General features: G+C 73.5%; 14 protein-coding genes. 5 read left to right on the top strand and 9 right to left on the bottom strand.

Annotation, left to right across the window (positions count from 1 at the left end; translation table 11 throughout):
- The first annotated feature begins 47 nt into the window (after positions 1–47).
- Positions 48–587 (top strand): signal peptidase II, encoded by a 540-nt coding sequence (locus ACN28C_RS28395; RefSeq protein ID WP_422770581.1) that lies wholly within the window; start codon positions 48–50, stop codon positions 585–587.
- A gap of 160 nt (positions 588–747) precedes the next feature.
- Here ACN28C_RS28395 and ACN28C_RS28390 read toward each other — a convergent pair whose 3' ends face one another.
- Together ACN28C_RS28390 and ACN28C_RS28385 are read right to left on the bottom strand one after the other, a co-directional pair.
- The gene (locus ACN28C_RS28390; RefSeq protein WP_422770580.1) at positions 748–1911 is read right to left on the bottom strand and encodes a cytochrome P450; all 1164 of its coding nucleotides are present in this window, start codon (positions 1909–1911) and stop codon (positions 748–750) included.
- A gap of 9 nt (positions 1912–1920) precedes the next feature.
- Positions 1921–2610 (bottom strand): class I SAM-dependent methyltransferase, encoded by a 690-nt coding sequence (locus tag ACN28C_RS28385; RefSeq protein ID WP_422770579.1) that lies wholly within the window; start codon positions 2608–2610, stop codon positions 1921–1923.
- Between the two features lie 271 nt (positions 2611–2881).
- On the opposite strand from ACN28C_RS28385, the gene ACN28C_RS28380 reads away from it, so the two are divergent.
- Positions 2882–3790 carry a hypothetical protein gene (locus ACN28C_RS28380; RefSeq protein WP_422774834.1) on the top strand — a complete coding sequence of 303 codons (909 nt, stop codon included), beginning with the start codon at positions 2882–2884 and terminating at the stop codon, positions 3788–3790.
- 331 nt (positions 3791–4121) lie between these two features.
- Positions 4122–5420, top strand: a complete 1299-nt coding sequence (locus ACN28C_RS28375) for an ABC transporter substrate-binding protein (protein WP_422770578.1) — start codon at positions 4122–4124, stop codon at positions 5418–5420.
- A gap of 316 nt (positions 5421–5736) precedes the next feature.
- Here the strand turns inward: ACN28C_RS28375 and ACN28C_RS28370 are convergent, their stop codons facing one another.
- A complete protein-coding gene (locus ACN28C_RS28370) occupies positions 5737–6810 on the bottom strand; it encodes an IniB N-terminal domain-containing protein (protein ID WP_422770577.1) in 1074 nt (357 codons plus the stop codon).
- Positions 6811–7339: 529 nt separating this feature from the next.
- On the opposite strand from ACN28C_RS28370, the gene ACN28C_RS28365 reads away from it, so the two are divergent.
- On the top strand, positions 7340–7774 hold the full coding sequence (locus ACN28C_RS28365; RefSeq protein WP_422770576.1) for a VOC family protein: 435 nt from the start codon (positions 7340–7342) through the stop codon (positions 7772–7774).
- Positions 7775–7972: 198 nt separating this feature from the next.
- On the opposite strand, the gene ACN28C_RS28360 is transcribed toward ACN28C_RS28365, so the two are convergent.
- The 6 genes from ACN28C_RS28360 to ACN28C_RS28335 all read right to left on the bottom strand — a co-directional run bounded on the left by ACN28C_RS28360 (position 7973) and on the right by ACN28C_RS28335 (position 16537).
- Positions 7973–10186 (bottom strand): acyltransferase family protein, encoded by a 2214-nt coding sequence (locus tag ACN28C_RS28360; protein WP_422770575.1) that lies wholly within the window; start codon positions 10184–10186, stop codon positions 7973–7975.
- A gap of 105 nt (positions 10187–10291) precedes the next feature.
- Positions 10292–11800, bottom strand: a complete 1509-nt coding sequence (locus ACN28C_RS28355; protein ID WP_422770574.1) for a rhamnulokinase — start codon at positions 11798–11800, stop codon at positions 10292–10294.
- A gap of 13 nt (positions 11801–11813) precedes the next feature.
- Positions 11814–13877, bottom strand: a complete 2064-nt coding sequence (locus tag ACN28C_RS28350; protein ID WP_422770573.1) for a bifunctional aldolase/short-chain dehydrogenase — start codon at positions 13875–13877, stop codon at positions 11814–11816.
- A gap of 2 nt (positions 13878–13879) precedes the next feature.
- Positions 13880–15043 carry an L-rhamnose isomerase gene (rhaI, locus tag ACN28C_RS28345; protein WP_422770572.1) on the bottom strand — a complete coding sequence of 388 codons (1164 nt, stop codon included), beginning with the start codon at positions 15041–15043 and terminating at the stop codon, positions 13880–13882.
- Position 15044: 1 nt separating this feature from the next.
- The gene (locus ACN28C_RS28340; protein WP_422770571.1) at positions 15045–15398 is read right to left on the bottom strand and encodes an L-rhamnose mutarotase; all 354 of its coding nucleotides are present in this window, start codon (positions 15396–15398) and stop codon (positions 15045–15047) included.
- 104 nt (positions 15399–15502) lie between these two features.
- Positions 15503–16537 carry a LacI family DNA-binding transcriptional regulator gene (locus ACN28C_RS28335; RefSeq protein WP_422770570.1) on the bottom strand — a complete coding sequence of 345 codons (1035 nt, stop codon included), beginning with the start codon at positions 16535–16537 and terminating at the stop codon, positions 15503–15505.
- Between the two features lie 218 nt (positions 16538–16755).
- Here ACN28C_RS28335 and ACN28C_RS28330 point away from each other — a divergent pair, with 218 nt between their 5' ends.
- Positions 16756–17652 carry a PmoA family protein gene (locus ACN28C_RS28330; RefSeq protein WP_422770569.1) on the top strand — a complete coding sequence of 299 codons (897 nt, stop codon included), beginning with the start codon at positions 16756–16758 and terminating at the stop codon, positions 17650–17652.
- The last annotated feature ends 21 nt before the right edge of the window (positions 17653–17673 follow it).

The following is a 17673-nucleotide window of genomic DNA, read 5'->3' as shown; positions in this document are numbered from 1 at the left end:
AGGCTGGGGTCCGTCCGGGCAGCCGTGGGTGCTGGAGGTCTCCTGTCATGCAGCAGGTCGAGGCGGATTCGCCGAGGCCGGAGGCGGTCCGGCCGCCCGGCACCACCCGGTGGTATCCCCGGGTGCTCACCCTGGCCGTGGTTGTCGTGCTGGTCGATCAGCTCACGAAGTTCTGGGCCGTCGCCGCGCTCACCGGCCGGGAGCCCCTCCCAGTCCTCGGTGACCTGCTCAGCCTGCGGCTGCTCTACAACCCGGGCGCGGCCTTCTCGATCGGCACGGGGGTCACCTGGATCTTCACCATCGTCGCCGCGGTCGCCGTCGCCGCGATCACCCGGGCCGCCTGGAAGGTGCGCAACCGGGTCTGGGCGGTCGCGCTCGGTCTGGTCCTGGGCGGCGCCGCGACGCACCTGCTGGATCGGCTCTTCCGGGCCCCGGGCTTCGCCCGGGGGCACGTCGTCGACTTCATCGACTACGCCGGCTTCTTCGTCGGGAACGTCGCCGACATCTGCCTGGTGGTGGGCGGTGCGCTTATCGTCCTGCTCTATCTGCGCGGCGTCGAGATCGACGGCCGGCGCGACCGGCGCTGATCCGGGCGGCCGGCGCGACCGGCGCTGATCCGGGCGGCCGGCGCGACCGGCGGTGCCCCACGCCAGCGGCCCCGCCGCCCTGCCGGGGGACCCGCGCCGTCGGCCCGCCCCGTTCGCGGCGGACCTCGTCGTGGAGGTGTCGACACAGGGTGCCGAGGAGTCAGCGGCGCGTGACGACCAGCGCGTCCGGCATCCGGAACGAGAGGTTGTCCGGGCACCAGGGCGCCCGCGTGACGGTAACGCCGGCCAGCAGCGACGCCGTCTCCGCGACCACCACCGCCGCCTCCAGCCGGGAGAGCTGCGCACCGACGCAGCGGTGCGCCCCGGCGCCGAACGCCAGGTGCCGGCGGGAACCGCGCTGACCCGGGACGAACGCCTCCGGCGCGGCGAACACCGCGGGGTCGCGCCCGGCGCGGGCCAGCCAGAGCACCACGCTGGTCCCCACCGGTACGGCGGTGCCGGCGAGCTCGGTGTCCCGGGTGGCCACCCGCCGCCAGGTGACGATCGGCGGCTCCAGCCGCAGCCCCTCCTCGACCACGTCCTCGACCTCCAGCGTGCCGGCGTGCAGCCCGGCGAGCACCTCCGGGCTGTCGCTGAGCCGGTGCAGCAGCAGGGTGAGAAACTGTGACGTGGTCTCCTGGCCGGCGACCAGCAGGAAGAACAGCGCCCCGACGACGACGTCCGGAGGATGGCCGGCGGCACGCAGCTCGCCGGACAGCCCGGTCCCGGTGGCGGCGAACTCCCGCAGTACGGCGTGGAACCGGCCGACCACCTCGGCCAGTACGCGCTGCCGGTCGGCATCGACGGGTGCCCAGAAGAGTTCCAGGGCGGCCCGGGTGAACTCCTTGACGACCTCGGCCGGCGCCGCCGGCAGGTCGACGAGCCGGGCCAGCACCACCAGCGGCAGATCGGCGGCGAGGTCGGCGTACAGGTCGACGGGGTTGCCGGCGTCGAGCGCGGCGTCGAGCCGGCCGACCCGCTCCCGCACGACGGCGGTCAGCCAGGGCCGGAGCGCGGCGACCCGGTGGGGGTGCAGCGCCTCGGCCACGATGCCCCGGATCGCCGGGTGGCTCGGGCCGCCGTTGTTGGCCAGCGTGGCCGGGAGCCGGAAGCCGTGCCTGGCCAGCACCCGCAGCGCGGCGACCGGGATCGGCGTCATCGCGTCCAGGGCGTTGTCCGGACGGAACGTGTCGGGATCGGCGAGCACCTGGCGGACCAGCGCGTGCCTGGTCACCAGCAGGTGCTCGACGCCGACGTGGTCCGGCAGCCGGACCACGTCCGGCCAGGACCGTTCCACCGCCCCCTGCCAACTACGGAACAGCACGCGACCACGCTAACCAGTGCGGTCCCGCCCGGCGGTGCCGCCGGCACCGGGCGTGACCTTCAGCTCCCAGACCCGGCTGTGCTTCACCGGCACGCTCTCCAGGGCGACCGTGACGGGTATGTCGTAGCCGGCCAGCGGTTCGAACCGGTCGCGGGGCAGGTACGCCCGCTCCGGATCGCCGACCAGCACCCGGGCGCCGGTCCGGGACGCCCGGATCAGGAACCGGAGCATCCGGCGCGCCATCGCCTGGCTGTAGAAGACGTCGCCGGCCAGCACCACCTCTGCGCCGCCCGGGTCGCCGTCCAGGACGTCGCCGACGTCGCCGGTCACGGCGACCCCGTTGGCCTCGGCGTTCACCTCGACGGCGGCGGCAGCCACCGGGTCGATGTCGACGGCCCGGACCCGGGCGGCGCCGGCCCGGGCGGCGGCGATCGCCACCAGCCCGGAGCCGGCGGCGAGATCCAGCACCTGCCGGCCGGCGACCGTCTCCGGATGGTCGAGCAGGTAGCGGGCCAGTGCCTGGCCGCCGGCCCAGGCGAAGGCCCAGAACGGTGGCGGCTGCTCGCTGCGGAACTCGCCCTCGGTCAGCTCCCAGAGGCCGATCGGCTCGGCCGCCTGGTGCAGCCGGATCTCGGGCACCGCCGCGACCGGGGCCAGTGGGGCGTACGTGCGGACGAAGTCCGCCGGGCTCTCGGTCACAGTCGCCGATTGTGCCGGTAGCGGCCGAGACGGCGCGCGCCAGCCCTGGCCGGACCGCCCCTGCCGCCTCGGCCGCCGGTCCGATTTCTTCGCGCCGTGCGGTCCCCGCGTCCGGGCGTGTCGCGACGATCGGGTAACCGGTTCAGTACTCGGCGTCAAGAGGGCCGCTTTCATTGCTGAATGGTGCTGATACGCCAGTCTTTCGCCTGCCGGTCGGGGCCCATAGCGTCGACCGGGTAGGTGGTGACGGACGTGGACGGCGACGGTGGTGATGACGGTGTGGCGGCTCGCGACCCGGCTCGGGGCCACGCTCGTGTGTGCGACGGCGGGCTGGGCGGCGCTGCCGGCCGTTCCGGCGGAGGCGGCGCCCGGCTTCGACACCGCGATCACCCAACTGCCCGGACGGTTCGTCGCCGGCCGCGGCGCCGAGACCGTCACCGCGGTGGTCTCGACCAGCCTGGGCGGTGGATGCCGTAAGGTGCGCTGGTCGCTGGTGCTGCGCACCGAGGGTCTGCGGCTCGACCAGATCGGGGTCGACCGGGTCGAGCAGACCGGCACGTTCCCGACGGAGGTGCGGGGCGAGGGCGGCGGCGCCCGGCTCACCGACCGGGAACTGGACCCGGGCACGCTGTGCCGGAACCGTACGGTCACCGCCCAGTACCGGCTGGCCGTCGACGCGGCGGCGGCGGGTGGGCGGGTCGTGCTGACGGTCGAGGCGTTCGACGCCGAGGGCCGGCTGCTGGACCGGCAGGGCGCCACCCGGGAGGTGGTGGGCGGGCGGGACGTGGCGGCACCGCAGGGGCGTGCGCCGGCACCGACCACACCGGAGCGGGCCGGGTCCGCCTCCGGCGGGGCGACGGCGAGCCCGACCGAGCCGGTCCAGGCGGAGCCGACCGAGCCGGTGGACGAGGATTCTCCGGCCCTGGCGGAGGGACCGGACGGGCGCGCCAGCGGCTCGGGGGACGGCGCCTCGGTGGACGGCGGTTCGGGCGGGGGTGTGGCCACCGCCAACGCGGGTGGGGGCGGCATCGGGCTGACCGAGCTCGGCTTCGCGGCCGGTGCACTGATGCTCTTCCTCGGCGCCGGCCTGCTGCTTCGGCTGCGGTTCCGGAGCCCACTTCCCGAGCCGGAGCTCGCGCCTGCTCGGCGCCGGCGGCGAGCCGCCCACGACGAGTGGTGATCCGGCCGCCGAAGCCGGAGATTCCGTTCGGATAACGGTTCCGCCGGGGCCGGCCAGTTTTCCCGCGTTACCGCAGGTGGAGCCCTCCCCGCAGAAGTGTCGTCTCTTGACAAGCGGCCCACGTCACACCTAGCGTCCCGTTCTGTTGGATCGTTTCATTGCCGTACCGCACTACCTGCCACCGTCAATTACCGCCCCTGCGACCTGGCCCACGTCGACCGAGGATTCGCTCCTGCCCGCCTCAGGCACCTCTGCGCCGTTCAGGCAAGCGTTTTCCTGTCGACGTCCCGGCACCCCCGGCCGCCAGGCGCTCCTGGGAAGGAGATCTTCCATGGTGCACAACCGACGCGTACGCCGCGCCGCGAGGGCCGCCACCCTCGCCGCGGCGGCGCTGCTCGTCCTACCGCTGGCCGCCTGTGGCGACGGTGACGACGCCTCGGACGGTCCGGTCACGCTCAACTTCACCTGGTGGGGCAACGAGGACCGGGCCAAGGTGACCGAGCAGGCCATCGACCTGTTCGAGGCGAAGCACCCGGACATCACCGTGAACACGTCGTTCGGCGCCTTCGACGCGTACTTCCAGAAGCTCTCCACCCAGATCGCCGGTGGGGACGCGCCGGACGTGGTGCAGATGGACCGGGCGTACCTGCGGGAGTACGCCGACCGCAACGCGTTGCGCGACCTCACCGAGTACATCGAGGACGGCACGCTGAAGGTCGGGGACATCACCCCGACACTGCTGCCGGCCGGCAAGGTCGGCGAGGAGACGTACGCCATCCCGATCGCGCAGAACACCCAGGGCGTCTTCTACGACCCGGCGCTGTGGGAGAAGGCCGGCGTCGCTGCTCCGACCCCGGAATGGACCTGGGCGGACATGCAGGCCGCCGGGCAGAAGCTGAGCCAGGACAGCGGTGGCAAGGTCGCCGGCTTCGGCGACTTCGGCTTCGCCATCGACTGGTTCGACATCTGGTTGCGCCAGCGGGACAAGGCGATCTACACCGACGACGGCAAGCTCGGCTTCACCGAGGCGGAGCTGACCGAGTTCTGGACGATGACCGGTCAGATGCGGGCCGTGGGCGCGCTCGCACCGGCGGCGCTGACCACCCAGCTCGACGGTTCGATCACGAACTCCTCCCTGATCAAGAAGGGTGTGACCGGCGAGGTCAACTACGACTCCAGCTTCACCGGCATGGTCAGCGCGTACGGGGCGCCGCTGGCGATCGCGCCGATGCCGAGCGACACCCCGAAGCGGGGGATGATCGCGGCGATGTCGATGGCCTACAGCGTCGCCCAGCGCAGCGAGCACCCGAAGGAGGCGGCGATGCTTGTCGACTTCCTCGTCAACGACGTGGAAGCGGGCAAGGTGCTGGCGGTCTCCCGTGGCATGCCGGCGAACGCCAAGGTGCGAGACGCGATCGCGCCGAGCCTCTCCCCGAACGACAAGCTGGTCTACGAGTTCGAGCAGTCGGTCGTCGACAAGCTGCTGCCGACCCCGCCGCCGCAGCCCAAGGGGGGTGGCGCGGTCAAGGCCGAGTTCCAGCGGATCTACGACGAGGTGATCTTCGATCGGATCCCGGCGGCCGAGGGCGCCAAGCGGGTGGTCGACGAGGCCAAGAACCAGCTGGGCTGAGCGCCGCACACCGGCACACGGTGGTGCCCCCGTCCGATCCTGGACGGGGGCACCACCATCGATGCCCCCGTGCAAGACCGAACGACTCCCCGCCACCGTCCAGCTGCTGTACGTCAGAGGCGTTCCGGGTCCGCATGACGGCTCTGACGTACAGGTGACCGGGCCGGCGGCGGAAAAATGCGGAGAAGAATCGGCGGGTCCACAGCGGACCGAGGCGGCGGGGGCCGGCAAAGCCGAGCGGCGCTGCCCGGACCGGCCTTTTCTGGCCCGGACAGCGCCGCCGTGGTGCAGGTGCGCGGTGGTGCGGGGATGCGCCTCAGAGCACGCCGTCGGTGAGCAGGTTGGTCGCGCCGCCGAGGTCGGCGCCGCCGACCAGGCCGGTCACGCTGCCCAGGGTCCCGTCGACGGTGCCGGTGACCCCGCCGACCGTGCCGCTCAGGTCGCTGGTGTCGGCCAGGTCGGTCACGCCGCTGACGGTGCCGGTGACGCCGTCCAGGCCGATGCTGCCGAGCGTCCCGTCGACGGTCTCGGTGACCCCGCCGACCGTGCCGGTCACGCCGGCCACGGTGCCGTCGAGGTCCGCCACCCCGCCCAGGTCGGTGACGTTGCCCAGGTCGGCGACGTTGCCCAGGTCGGTGATGGTGCCGAGGTCCGCGATGTTGCCCAGGTCGGTGACGTTGCCCAGGCCCGCGACGTTGCCCAGGTCGACCACGTTGCCCAGGTCACCCGCACCGACCAGGCTGGTGGTGCCGGCAACCGTGGAGGTCACCGTGGTGGCGGCGAAGTCGGCGGTGCCGAGCACACCGTCGACGGTGTCGACACCGCCGGCCGCGCCGAGCACGGTCGAGTCGAGGCTGTCGGCGACGTCGTGCACGCCGGACAGGTCCACCTTCAGCCCGCTGTCCAGGCCCAGCACCGGCAGAGCGGAGCTGACGCCCACCTCCAGGCCGTTGGGGTCGACGCTGACCGCACCGAGGCCGGCGACGTTGACGTCGGCGCTGGTGCTGTAGACCCCGGCGGTGAACTGGTTGGCCACGGTCTGCACCTGGCCGACGACGCTGGTCGGGCTGAGGCTGAGCGAGCCGAGGCCGAGGCTCTCCACCGCGCTGAGGTCGGTGATGCCCTGCAGCGGTACGGAGTCGACGACCAGCGGGATAACCTCCGCGACGTCGCCCGGAACCACGTCGCAGAGTCCGACGCTGGCCAGGGTGCCGGTCGGGTCGAGCTCGTACGCGGCGCGCAGGTCAACGTCCGTGATCAGGTTGACCACGAAGTCGTGCAGGGTCGGGGTCGAATCCACGTCGGGAGTCGCCTCGGGGGCCGGGGCCGGGGCCGGAGCGGGGGCCGGAGCAGCCGGGGCGGGGGTCTCCACGGTCGGTGCCGATTCCACGTGAACGATCTCCTCAAAGGGGGTTGGGCGGAATGATCTGGGCATGTCGCCCCAGACCTGGCAACGACCGTACGGCGTCGGCCGCGTACCGGACATCGGGGACGGTCCCGGGTTCTCGCCCTAACCGGTCGGGTCGGGCGTCCCGGGCCGGGTTAGGGGAATAGGGGATGGGACGCGGTCAGCCCCGCCCGCAGCTCGCACGCGACCCCCGGACCTCCGGCACGGACGGCTCCGGCGCGGCCCCCGACTGCCTGGCCCGGCCTGTCGTCGGCCCAGGCCACCCCGGCCAGCTTCGGTGGGGCCGGTGGGACTGCCTCCGGCCCCCGGTCGGTTACCGGTTGGTCCCCGGCAACCCCCGGGGGGATCCGCTCGAAGCTGGCCGAAGCGGTGGTGCGAGCCGCCGGGCGAGGATCGGGGCGCCTTCGCCACCCCACGGCGGTCGGGGGGACCGCTCCCGAATCGGGCCAGGGCGGGCCAAGGGGCGGGCCCGAGAAGCCGGTGAGGGGCCGCGTACCTCTATGGTGGTCCGATGGCGTCGGTCAAGCAGTTCCAGGTCACCTTCGACTGCGCGGATCCTGAGCGTGTCGCGCGTTTCTGGTGCGAGGTGTTGGGGTACGTCGTACCCCCTCCGCCGGAGGGGTTCGCCAGCTGGGCCGATTTCGATCGTGCGCTGCCGCCCGAACGTCAGGGTTCGGCGTTCGCGTGCGTTGATCCTTCGGGTGCGGGCCCGCGACTGTTCTTTCAGCGCGTGCCCGAAGGCAGGGTCGTGAAGAATCGGGTGCATCTTGACGTGCGGGTCGGCACCGGGCTGGTGGGTGAAGAGCGCCTGGCCGCCCTTGAGGCCGAGTGCGCCCGCCTGGTCCCGCTCGGCGCGAAACGCGTGCGGCTGCTGACCGCCGACGGCGTCAACGAGTCGTGCCTGGTGATGCAGGACGTCGAGGGCAACGAGTTCTGCCTCGACTGAGGACTCCGCGTCGCGGCAGCGTCGCCGGCCCGGCCTTGTCCGCCGGGGTGCGGGCCGGCGTCGTCGACACGTCGCAGTCCAGAGTCACCGGGTCGACGACGGGGTGGGCGATCGTCTTGCGTTCGCTCTCGTGCGCGGTGACCGCTCCCGAGTCGTAGAGGCCGGCGGACTCTCGGCTGGAGGTGTGCAGCGAGGCGATCAGCGCCGCCGGGCGGACGGCGTGACGACCCGGTCGAGCGCGCTGCGCAGCCGTGGCGCGAGGGTGCGGGCGTAGGTGGCGGTGAGGTGCTGGTCGTCCCGGTAGACAAGCACTCCGCCGATGACCGGCGCGCACCGCCGGGCGGGGCAGATGGCGGCGGTCAGGTCGATCGCCCCGACCTTGGGCAGGTCGTCCAGGGCCTCGATCTGGGTGGCCCTGGCACTGGCGACGAGCGCGTCCTCGCGGTCGGTGGCGCATCGGGTCAGCCGCTTCGGGTTCGCCGCCACGCATCTTGCTGCCGCGGACTCGAGGACCGGAATGTCCAGCAGCACCGCCGTCGGGACCGTGGCGGAAAGCGCCGACCAGGTCCGGCGCATGCCGCCGACCAGAGCCCGGTGTGCCGCCTCCCCGCTCAAACCTCGGCCACCGGCCATCGGCCGGTACAGCGAACCGCTGGTCAGCAGCAGGCCGGGCCGCTCGGGCCCGGTCAGCTCGGCGCGGACGTTGCGGTACCACTCGGCGCAGGCGTGCTGCTGCGCCTCGTCTCCGACGAGTACCGGCACGTCGAGGAAGGGGCACTTCGGCCGCAGGTAGGTGATCAACCGCCAGCCCTTCGCCTCCGCGACCGCCTGGAGCGCGGGAACCCAGCTCGCGGCATGGGTGTCGCCGGCCAGCGCGATCGTGAACGAGGCGGACCGGTCGCCGTACACGCAGGCCCGGGCCTGGCTGCCGGTGGCAGCGGAGAAGCACCTGTGCCGGTAGACGTCGGGCAGGTCGCTGTCGGCCTCGGCCGGCTCCGGAGTCATCGAACCGACCCGGTCGACCGGCACGCCGGCCTGGCTCGTCCGGGGGGAGTCGCCGAGCGCGGCGGCGCCCGGTGCCGTTGCCGACGGTGTCGCGGCGGCCGTGATCGGCGCCAGCGCGGCGGGCGGCGGGGCCGGCCGGTCGGGCGGCCAGGCCATGAGCTGGAACAGCAGCCCGCCGAGTGCGCCGGCGGCGGGCAGCAGGGTGCCGACCCGAAGCACATACCCGGGTGACCAGCCGTCGAGGACGCCGCCGCGCAGCGGCCGCTCGACGTACCGGTGGGTGAGGACGGCGAGGAGGACGGCGCCGCCGAGTACGCCGATCTCGGCCGCGGTATGCAGGTCGCCGAAGCGTGCCCGGGCGGCGACCAGCAACGGCCAGTGCCACAGGTAGAGCGGATAGCTGACCGCGCCCGCCGCGCGCAGCGGTCGCGCCCCGAGCATCCGGTGAACCAGGCCAGGCGCCGCCGTGCCCGCCGCACCCGCGGCGCCGGCCATGCGTGCCGCGCCTGCCGTGTCGCTGGAGTGGACGGGCCGGCCGGCGGCGCCACCGGCGATGATGGCGGCGGTGCCGAGCGCGGGCAGCAGGGCGAGGTATCCGGGATACGCCGGCCCGGGCTGCAGGGTCAGGACGGCCGTCACCAGGGCGGCCAGGCCTGCCCAGCCGAGCAGGAGGCCGAGGCGCCGGGGGAGGCCGGCCAGGCGCGCCCCGATCACGGCGAGCGAGGCACCGAGGGCCGGTTCCCAGATCCGGGTGGTGGTGGCCAGGAAGGCCCGACCGGGTTCGGCGGCGGTATGTGCCACGCACCAGGCGAACGAGCCCACCACGAGCACTCCGGCGGCGATCAGCAGAGGGCTGGCGAGCAACCGGCCACGGCGGAGCACCCAGGCCGCGACGCCGGTCAGCAGCACCGCCCAGAGCAGGACGAACTGTGCGGCGACCGCGACCACCCAGAGGTGGGCCACCAGGCCGGCCGTGCCGTCCGCGGTGACCGCCTGCCCACCCTGGGCGGCGAGACGCCAGTTCAGGACGTACCCGGCGCCGGCCAACACGTCCCAGCCGGTCGCGGACCACCGGTCACGCGGCAGGCAGACCAGCGCGAGCAGCAGCGACGCGGCGAGCACCAGCGTGCCGGCCGGCAGCACGCGGCGGGCCCGGCGGGCGAAGAAGTTGGCCAGGCCGAGCTGTCCGGTGCGGCGCCACTGGTTGAGCAGGGCGCCCGTGACCAGGAAGCCTGCGAGCACGAGGAAGATGTCGACGCCGACGAAGCCGCCCGGGACGACGGCGGGACCGGCGGTGCCGAGCAGCAGCGACCCGATCGCCAGGCCCCGGAGTCCGGTGAGGTCCGCCCGATGGCCGGGCGGAGCCGCGAGCTTCCCTCGGGATCGTGGCCGCGTCTCCGTCGCCATCTGTCAACCTCCGGGCGCGAGCGTGTCCAGTAAGTCCCTTCTTAACAGATGAATGCTGCGATGGGCGTATTTCGCCGGTCCCGAGATGGCTCGTCGGCCCACGGGTCAGCCGTCGGCCAGGCCGGCCCGCTCCGCCGCCGCCCGCCACGCGGCCTCGCCGCCGGCGGCCGGCCGGTAGGTCCGGGGCGATCCGGTACGCCGCAGCAGCGCCCGCAGCTCGGCCAGCCCACCGGAGACCACGCCGAGCGCCCGGGCCTGCACCAGCGCGTTGCCCAGCGCGGTCGCCTCCACCGGCCCGGCCACCACCGGCAGTCCACAGGCGTCCGCGGTGAGCTGGCAGAGCAGCTCGTTGCGGGCACCGCCGCCGACCACGTGCACCACGTCCACGTCCCGGCCGCTGAGCCGCTGCGCCTGGCGCACCGCGACCCGGTGCGCCAGGGCGAGGCTGTCCAGGATGCACCGGGTCATCGCCGCCGGCCCCTCCGGCACCGGCTGTCCCCGCTCGGTGCAGGCCCGGGCGAGCCGGGCCGGCATGTCGCCGGGCGGCAGGAAGTCCGGGTCGTCCGGATCGACCACGGCGGCCAGCGCCGGCTGCCGGGCGGCGGCGGCGAGCAGCTCGGTCAGGTCGCCGGCCACCCCCCGCGACCGCCACACCCGCAGCGACTCCTGGAGCAGCCAGAGCCCCATCACGTTGCGCAGGTACCGGACCGTGCCGTCCACCCCGGCCTCGTTGGTGAAGTTGGCCGCCCGGCTCTGCTCGGAGAGGACCGGCGCCGGCAGCTCGACGCCGACCAGCGACCATGTGCCGCAGGAGATGTAGGCGAACCGGTCTCCGTCGGCCGGCACCGCCGCGACCGCCGAGGCGGTGTCGTGCGAGCCGACCGCGGTCACCGGCACCGCCCGGTCGACGCCGACCGCCTCCCGGACCTCCGGGCGCAGCTCGCCGGCCCGGTCGCCGGGCCGGCGCAGCGGCCCGAAGAGCCGGGTGGGCAGGCCGGCCCGGGCGATCAGCTCGGTCGACCACTCCCGGGTACGCACGTCGAGCAGCTGGGTGGTGGAGGCGTTCGTCACCTCGCTGCCCGCGATCCCGGTCAGCCAGTAGCCGAGCAGGTCCGGGATGAGCAGCATCGTCTGCGCCCGGTCCAGCGCCGGCGTACCGAGTTCGGCGGTGAGCTGGAAGAGCGTGTTGAACGGCAGCAGTTGCAGCCCGGTGGTCCGGTAGAGATAGTCGGCGCCGAGCGCCCCGACGACCCGCTCCGGCACTCCGTCGGTACGCCGGTCCCGGTAGTGCACCGGATTGCCGACCAGCGCGCCGGTCGAGTCGAGCAGCCCGTAGTCCACCGCCCACGAGTCGATCCCGACGCTGGCCAGGTCGGACCGGCGGGCCGCCGCCGCCCGCAGCCCGGCAAGGGTCTCGGCGTGCAGCCGGAGCACGTCCCAGTGCAGCGTGTCGCGGAGCCGGACCGGCCCGTTGTCGAACCGGTGCACCTCGGTCAGGGTCACGCCGGCCGGGCCGACCTCCGCCAGCATCACCCGACCACTGGCCGCACCGAGGTCCACCGCCGCGACGGCGGTCGAGCCGGTGGAGCCGTCCGAACCGGTCGTTCCGGTCATCGCACAGCCCCGGTCACCGAAGGAACGCGGCGGCCACGCCGGAGTCGACCGGCACGTGCAGCCCGGTGGTGTGCGACAGCTCGCCACCGGTCAGCGCGAAGACCGCGTTCGCGACGTGCTCCGGCAGTACCTCCCGCTTCAGCAGCGTACGGCGGGCGTAGTAGGCACCCAGCTCCTCCTCGGGCACCCCGTAGACGGCGGCGCGCTGGGCGCCCCAGCCGCTGGCGAAGATCCCGGAGCCGCGTACCACGCCGTCCGGGTTGACGCCGTTGACCCGGATGCCGTGCTCGCCGAGTTCGGCGGCGAGCAGGCGTACCTGGTGTGCCTGGTCGGCCTTTGCCGCGCTGTAGGCGATGTTGTTGGGACCGGCGAAGACCGAGTTCTTGCTGGAGATGTAGACGAGGTCCCCGCCGAGGCCCTGGTCGAGCATGAGCCGGGCGGCGGCCCGGGAGACCAGGAAGGAGCCCTTGGCCATCACGTCGTGTTGGAGGTCCCAGTCCGCCTCGGTCGTCTCCAGCAGCGACTTCGAGATCGACAGCCCCGCGTTGTTGACCACCAGGTCGACCCCGCCGAAGGCGAGCGCCGCCTCGGCGAAGGCCGCCTCGATCCCGGTCGCCTCGGTGACGTCCACCGACACCGCGACCGCCCGGTCGGCGCCGCCGATCCCGTCGGCGACCGACGCGGCGCCCTGGAGGTTGCGATCGGCCACCACCACGCAGGCGCCCTCGGCAGCGAGCCGCCGGGCGATCGCCGCGCCGATCCCGGAGCCGCCGCCGGTGACCAGGGCGACCCTTCCGGCCAGCGCCTTCGGCTTCGGCATCCGGCGCAGCTTCGCCTCCTCGAGCTGCCAGTACTCGATCCGGAACTTCTCCGCCTCGTCGATCGGGGCGTACGTCGAGACCGCCTCGGCGCCGCGCATCACGTTTATCGCGTTGAGGTAGTACTCGGCGGCCACCCGGGCGGTCTGCCTGTCCCGGCCGAAGCTGAACATCCCGATCCCCGGCACCAGCACGATCGCCGGGTCGGCACCCCGGATCGGCGGTGAGTCCGGCCCGGCGTAGCGCTCGTAGTAGGCCCGGTAGTCCTTCCGATACACCTCGTGCAGCTCCCGCAGCCGGGCCAGTACGTCCGGCAGCGGTGCGTCCGGCGGCAGGTCGAGCACGAGCGGCCGGACCTTGGTCCGCAGGAAGTGGTCCGGGCAGGAGGTGCCGAGCGCGGCCAGCCTCGGGTGCTCGGTGCGGGAGAGGAAGTCCAGCACCGCCGGGTCGTCGGTGAAGTGCCCGACCTGGAACTGCCCGGCCTGCCGGCTGTCGGTGCTGGCCAGCCCGCGCAGCGTCGGGGCGAGCGCGGCGGCCCGGGCCCGCCGCTGTTCCGCGGGCAGCGGCGCGTACCCCTCGATCGGCGCGCCGAACGGCTCCGGCCGGCCGTGCTCGGCCAGGAACCGGGTGGCGGTTTCGATGATCTCCAGTGACCGGGCCTCGCACTCCTCGCTGGTGGCGCCCCAGGCCGTGATGCCGTGCCCGCCGAGGATCACGCCGATCGCCTGCGGGTTGTCCCGGGCCAGCGCGGCGATGTCCAGGCCGAGTTGGAAACCGGGGCGGCGCCACGGCACCCAGAGCACCCGGTCGCCGAAGCAGCGCCGGGTCAGCTCCGGGCCGTCGGCCGCGGTGGCCAGCGCGATCCCGGCGTCCGGGTGCAGGTGGTCGACGTGCGCGGCGTCGACCAGCCCGTGCATGGCGGTGTCGATGGACGGCGCCGCCCCGCCCCGGCCGTGCAGGCAGTAGTCGAAGGCGGCGACCATCTCGTCCTCGCGTTCCACCCCGGGGTAGACGCCGACCAGGGCACGCAGCCGGTCCAGCCGGAGCACGGCCAGCCCCGCCTCGGTGAGGGTGCCGATGTCCCCGCCGGAACCCTTGACCCAGAGCAGCTCGACCGGGCCGCCGGTGACCGGGTCGGTGCCGGTCGCCTTCGCCGAGGTGTTGCCGCCGCCGTAGTTGGTGTTGCGCCGGTCCGCCCCGAGCCGGTGTCCCCGGCCGAGCAGTGCGCCGACCTCCGGGTTGCTGGGCTGGTCGCTCATCCTCATGCTCCCCATCCGGCCTGCTGCCCGCCGACCCGCTCGGCGACGATCCGCTCGGCGTAACCGGAGCGGGCGTACGCGGCCATCGGGTCGGGGTCGAGGCCCATCTCCGTGCGGACCTGCGCCAGCAGTGGCCGTACGTCGGTGTTGTAGGCGTCCATCAGCACCCCGTTGGCGCCGAGCACGTCCCCGGCGGCCTGCGCGGCGGCCAGCGCCCCGGCATCGACGAGCAGCGCCTTCGCGGTCGCCTCCTGCACGTTCATCACCGAGCGGATCTGGGCCGGGATCTTCGGCTCGATGTTGTGGCACTGGTCGAGCATGAAGTTGACCCCGGACTCCGCCCGCAGCGCGTCGGCCCGGACGATCTCGTGCATGATCCGGAAGAGCTGGAACGGGTCGGCGGCGCCGACCATCAGGTCGTCGTCGGCGTAGAAGCGGGAGTTGAAGTCGAAGGCGCCGAGCTTGCCCTCCCGGAGCAGGAAGGCGACGATGAACTCGATGTTGGTGCCCGGGGCGTGGTGGCCGGTGTCGATCACCACCTGGGCCCGCTCGCCCAGCCTGAGGCAGTGCGCGTAGGCGGTGCCCCAGTCCGGCACGTCGGTCAGATAGAAGGCCGGCTCGAACAACTTGTATTCCAGCAGCATCCGTTGGCCCGGCCCGAGCCGGTCGTAGGTGGCGGCGAGCGCCTCGGCGAGCCGGTCCTGCCGGGCCCGGATGTCGTCCTGGCCGGGATAGTTGGTGCCGTCGGAGAACCAGAGTTTCAGGTCGCGTGAGCCGGTGGCGTCCATGATGTCGACGCACTCCAGCAGGTGCCCCAGGGCCTTGCGCCGAATCCGGGGGTCGGGGTTGGTGACGCTGCCCAGCCGGTAGTCGTCGTCCTGGAAGACGTTCGTGTTGATGGTGCCGATCCGCACGCCGCGCTCGGCCGCGTACGACGCCAGCTTGCCGAAGTCGTCGACCCGGTCCCAGGGGATGTGCAGCGAGACCACCGGCGCCACCCCGGTGTACGCGTGCACCTGCGCCGCGTCGGCGATCTTCTCCTCCGGGTTGCGCGGCACCCCGGGCTGGGCGAACACCTTGAACCGGGTGCCCGAGTTCCCGTACGCCCAGGAGGGCACCTCGATCCGTTGTGCGCGCAGCGCGGCCCGGACGTCGGTCTCGGTCATGTCAGGCCTCCGTGGTGTCGAGCGCGGCAAGCTGCGCGTCCAGGTTGAAGATCTCGTCGAGGACGACGAACCCCTCGTCGGGGCGGCGGCCGGAAAGGCCCACGAAGAAGGGGGCCATCTCGGCCTGCCACCGGGCGTTGACCTCGGTCGCCTCCATCGCGGCGAGCGACGCGGCCAGATCGGCGGTGCGGAAGTGCCCGACCAGCAGACCGTCGTCGTGCAAGAAGAGGGAGTAGTCGTGCCAGCCGGCCGCCTCCAGCGCCCGGAGCATCTCCGGCCAGACGGCCGCGTGTCGTTCGCGGTATTCGGCCAGCCGGTCGGGCCGGACCCGGAGGACGAAGCAGACGCGCCGCATCGGCGGCCTCCCAATCAATGAACCGTTTCAACAAACCGCACTCAACATACGAGCGACGTCACTGCACTGTCAAGGAACCGGACCGGCCGGCGGTCCGGCAGCGTTCAGGCGGGGGTCCGGGCGTACCGGCTGGACTCCCGGACGACCAGCTCCGGTTCGAAGATCACCTGTTGGTGACGGTGGTTCTCCGGATCGTTCGCCTCGTCCAGCATCAGCCGCGCCGCCGTCTGACCCAGCCGCTGGCGCGGCTGGCGTACCGAGGAGAGCGGCACCGCCGCCGCGGCGGCGAAGTCGATGTCGTCGTAGCCGACCAGCGCGATGTCCTCCGGCACCCGGACCTGCTGGCGGGTGAGTTCCTGGAGGACGCCGAGCGCCAGCAGGTCGTTGGCGCAGAAGACCGCGGTGGCCCGGGTGGACCGGGGCTGGCCGAGGATCCGGGACGCCGCGTCCCGGCCGGCCGCCACGGTCGGACTCGGCGTCTCGAACCGGCGCAGGTGCTCCTCGGCGAGCCCCGCCTCGCGCAGCGCGTGCTGCGCGCCGTCGTACCGGTCCCGCACCTGCTCCAGCCGCCACGGGCCGCCGACGAAGGCGATTCGGCGGTGCCCCGCCTCGACGAGGTGCCGCATCGCCAGCTCGCCGCCGAGCCGGTCGTCGACCGCGACGGAGCAGACGTCGGGCCGGGTGGATCGTCGATCCAGCAGGACGACCAGTACGCCGCGTTCCCGGAGCCGGACCAGCCGCTCGTTGGCATCGTCGACCGGGGTGATCAGCACTCCCTGGACCCGCTGTTCCTCAAGCAGGTCCAGGTATCGGCTCTCCTTGACCGGGTCACCGTCGCTGTTGCAGAAGATCACCGCCATCCCCGCCGCGCCGGTGGCGTCCTCGACCCCCTTGGCGACGTCGGTGAAGAAGGGGTTGGCCACGTCCAGCACCACCAGGCCGAGGGTGCGGCCCCGCCCCCGGCGCAACTGCCGGGCGGCGTCGTTGGGCACGAAACCGAGCTCGTTGATTGCGGCCAGCACCCGGTTGCGGGTCGACGCCGCCACGATGTCGGGCCGGTTGAGCACGTTGGAGACCGTGCCGACCGACACACCCGCCTGGCTGGCCACGTCACGGATGCTCACCGCTGGTCCGGGCACCACCGCCTCCTTCCCGCGGCCCTAACGTCGGGCCTGAAACGTGTCAAGATTAGCCGGCGGTCCGGCATGGGGTGCGGGTGACAGCGCTCCGGCCGCAGGACCGGTCGACTGCCTGCGACGTGACAGTAACGCTCCCGCGCACCCGTACGTCGGACGGCACGCGAGGCGGGCGCGGAAGCGGGGCAGCTCGACAGTCCCCGGACGGAGGGTGGCGGAGCATGGCGGACGAGCCGACCGGAGTACGGCTGCGGGTGCGCGGCCGGACCGTCGCGGAGTACGTCCTGGACGATCCCGAGGTCGACCCACGCTGGGGGCGCCGGCCGTACCTGCATCCGGTGCGTACCCTGGCCGGGGTGGTGGTGACCGACACGCTGCCCGAGGACCACCGCTGGCACCTGGGCGTCTCGGTCGCCATGCAGGACGTCTCCGGCACCAACCTCTGGGGCGGTCGCACCTACGTCCGGGGCACCGGCTACACCTGGCGCGACGACCACGGGCGGATCCTCCACGACGGCTGGCTGCCGGAGCCGACAGCCGCTCCCGGCGGCGGGTTCGCCGAGCGGCTCTGCTGGCGGGATCCGGCCGGCCGGATCCTGCTGACCGAGGAGCGGCGGGTCGTCGCCGCCGAGCTGCCCGGCCGCACCGACGCGTGGCTGCTCGACTTCGGCTACGCCCTCACCGCCCCGGCCGACCGGGACATCCGGCTCGGCAGCCCGGCGACCAACGGCCGGCCGGACGGCGCCGGCTACGGCGGCTTCTTCTGGCGGGTCGCACCCGGACGGCATCGGGCCCTCACCGCCAGCGCCGAGGGGGAGGATCGGGCCAACGGCAGCACCGAGCCGTGGCTGGCGTTGGTCGGCGAGGCCGGCGGCCGGTCGTACACCCTGGTCTTCGCCGGCCTGGCCGACGGTGACCACTGGTTCGTGCGGACCGGCATCTATCCCGGGGTCTGCGTCGCGCTCGCCTTCGCGCGGACGCTGCCGATCCCGGCCGGTACGGCGGTGCGGCGCCGGCACCGGATCGTGGTCGCCGACGGCGAACTGACCCGCGCCGAGGTCGAGCGGTTGGGCATGGCGGCAGAGCGCGTCGCGGACCGGCCCGCTCCGGCGACCTGAACCGTCGCTGTCCCCGGCGCC

Source organism: Plantactinospora sp. WMMC1484 (assembly GCF_049315195.1).
In the GTDB taxonomy this organism is placed as follows: domain Bacteria; phylum Actinomycetota; class Actinomycetes; order Mycobacteriales; family Micromonosporaceae; genus Plantactinospora.
This window is presented reverse-complemented; position numbering and strand designations above follow the sequence as displayed.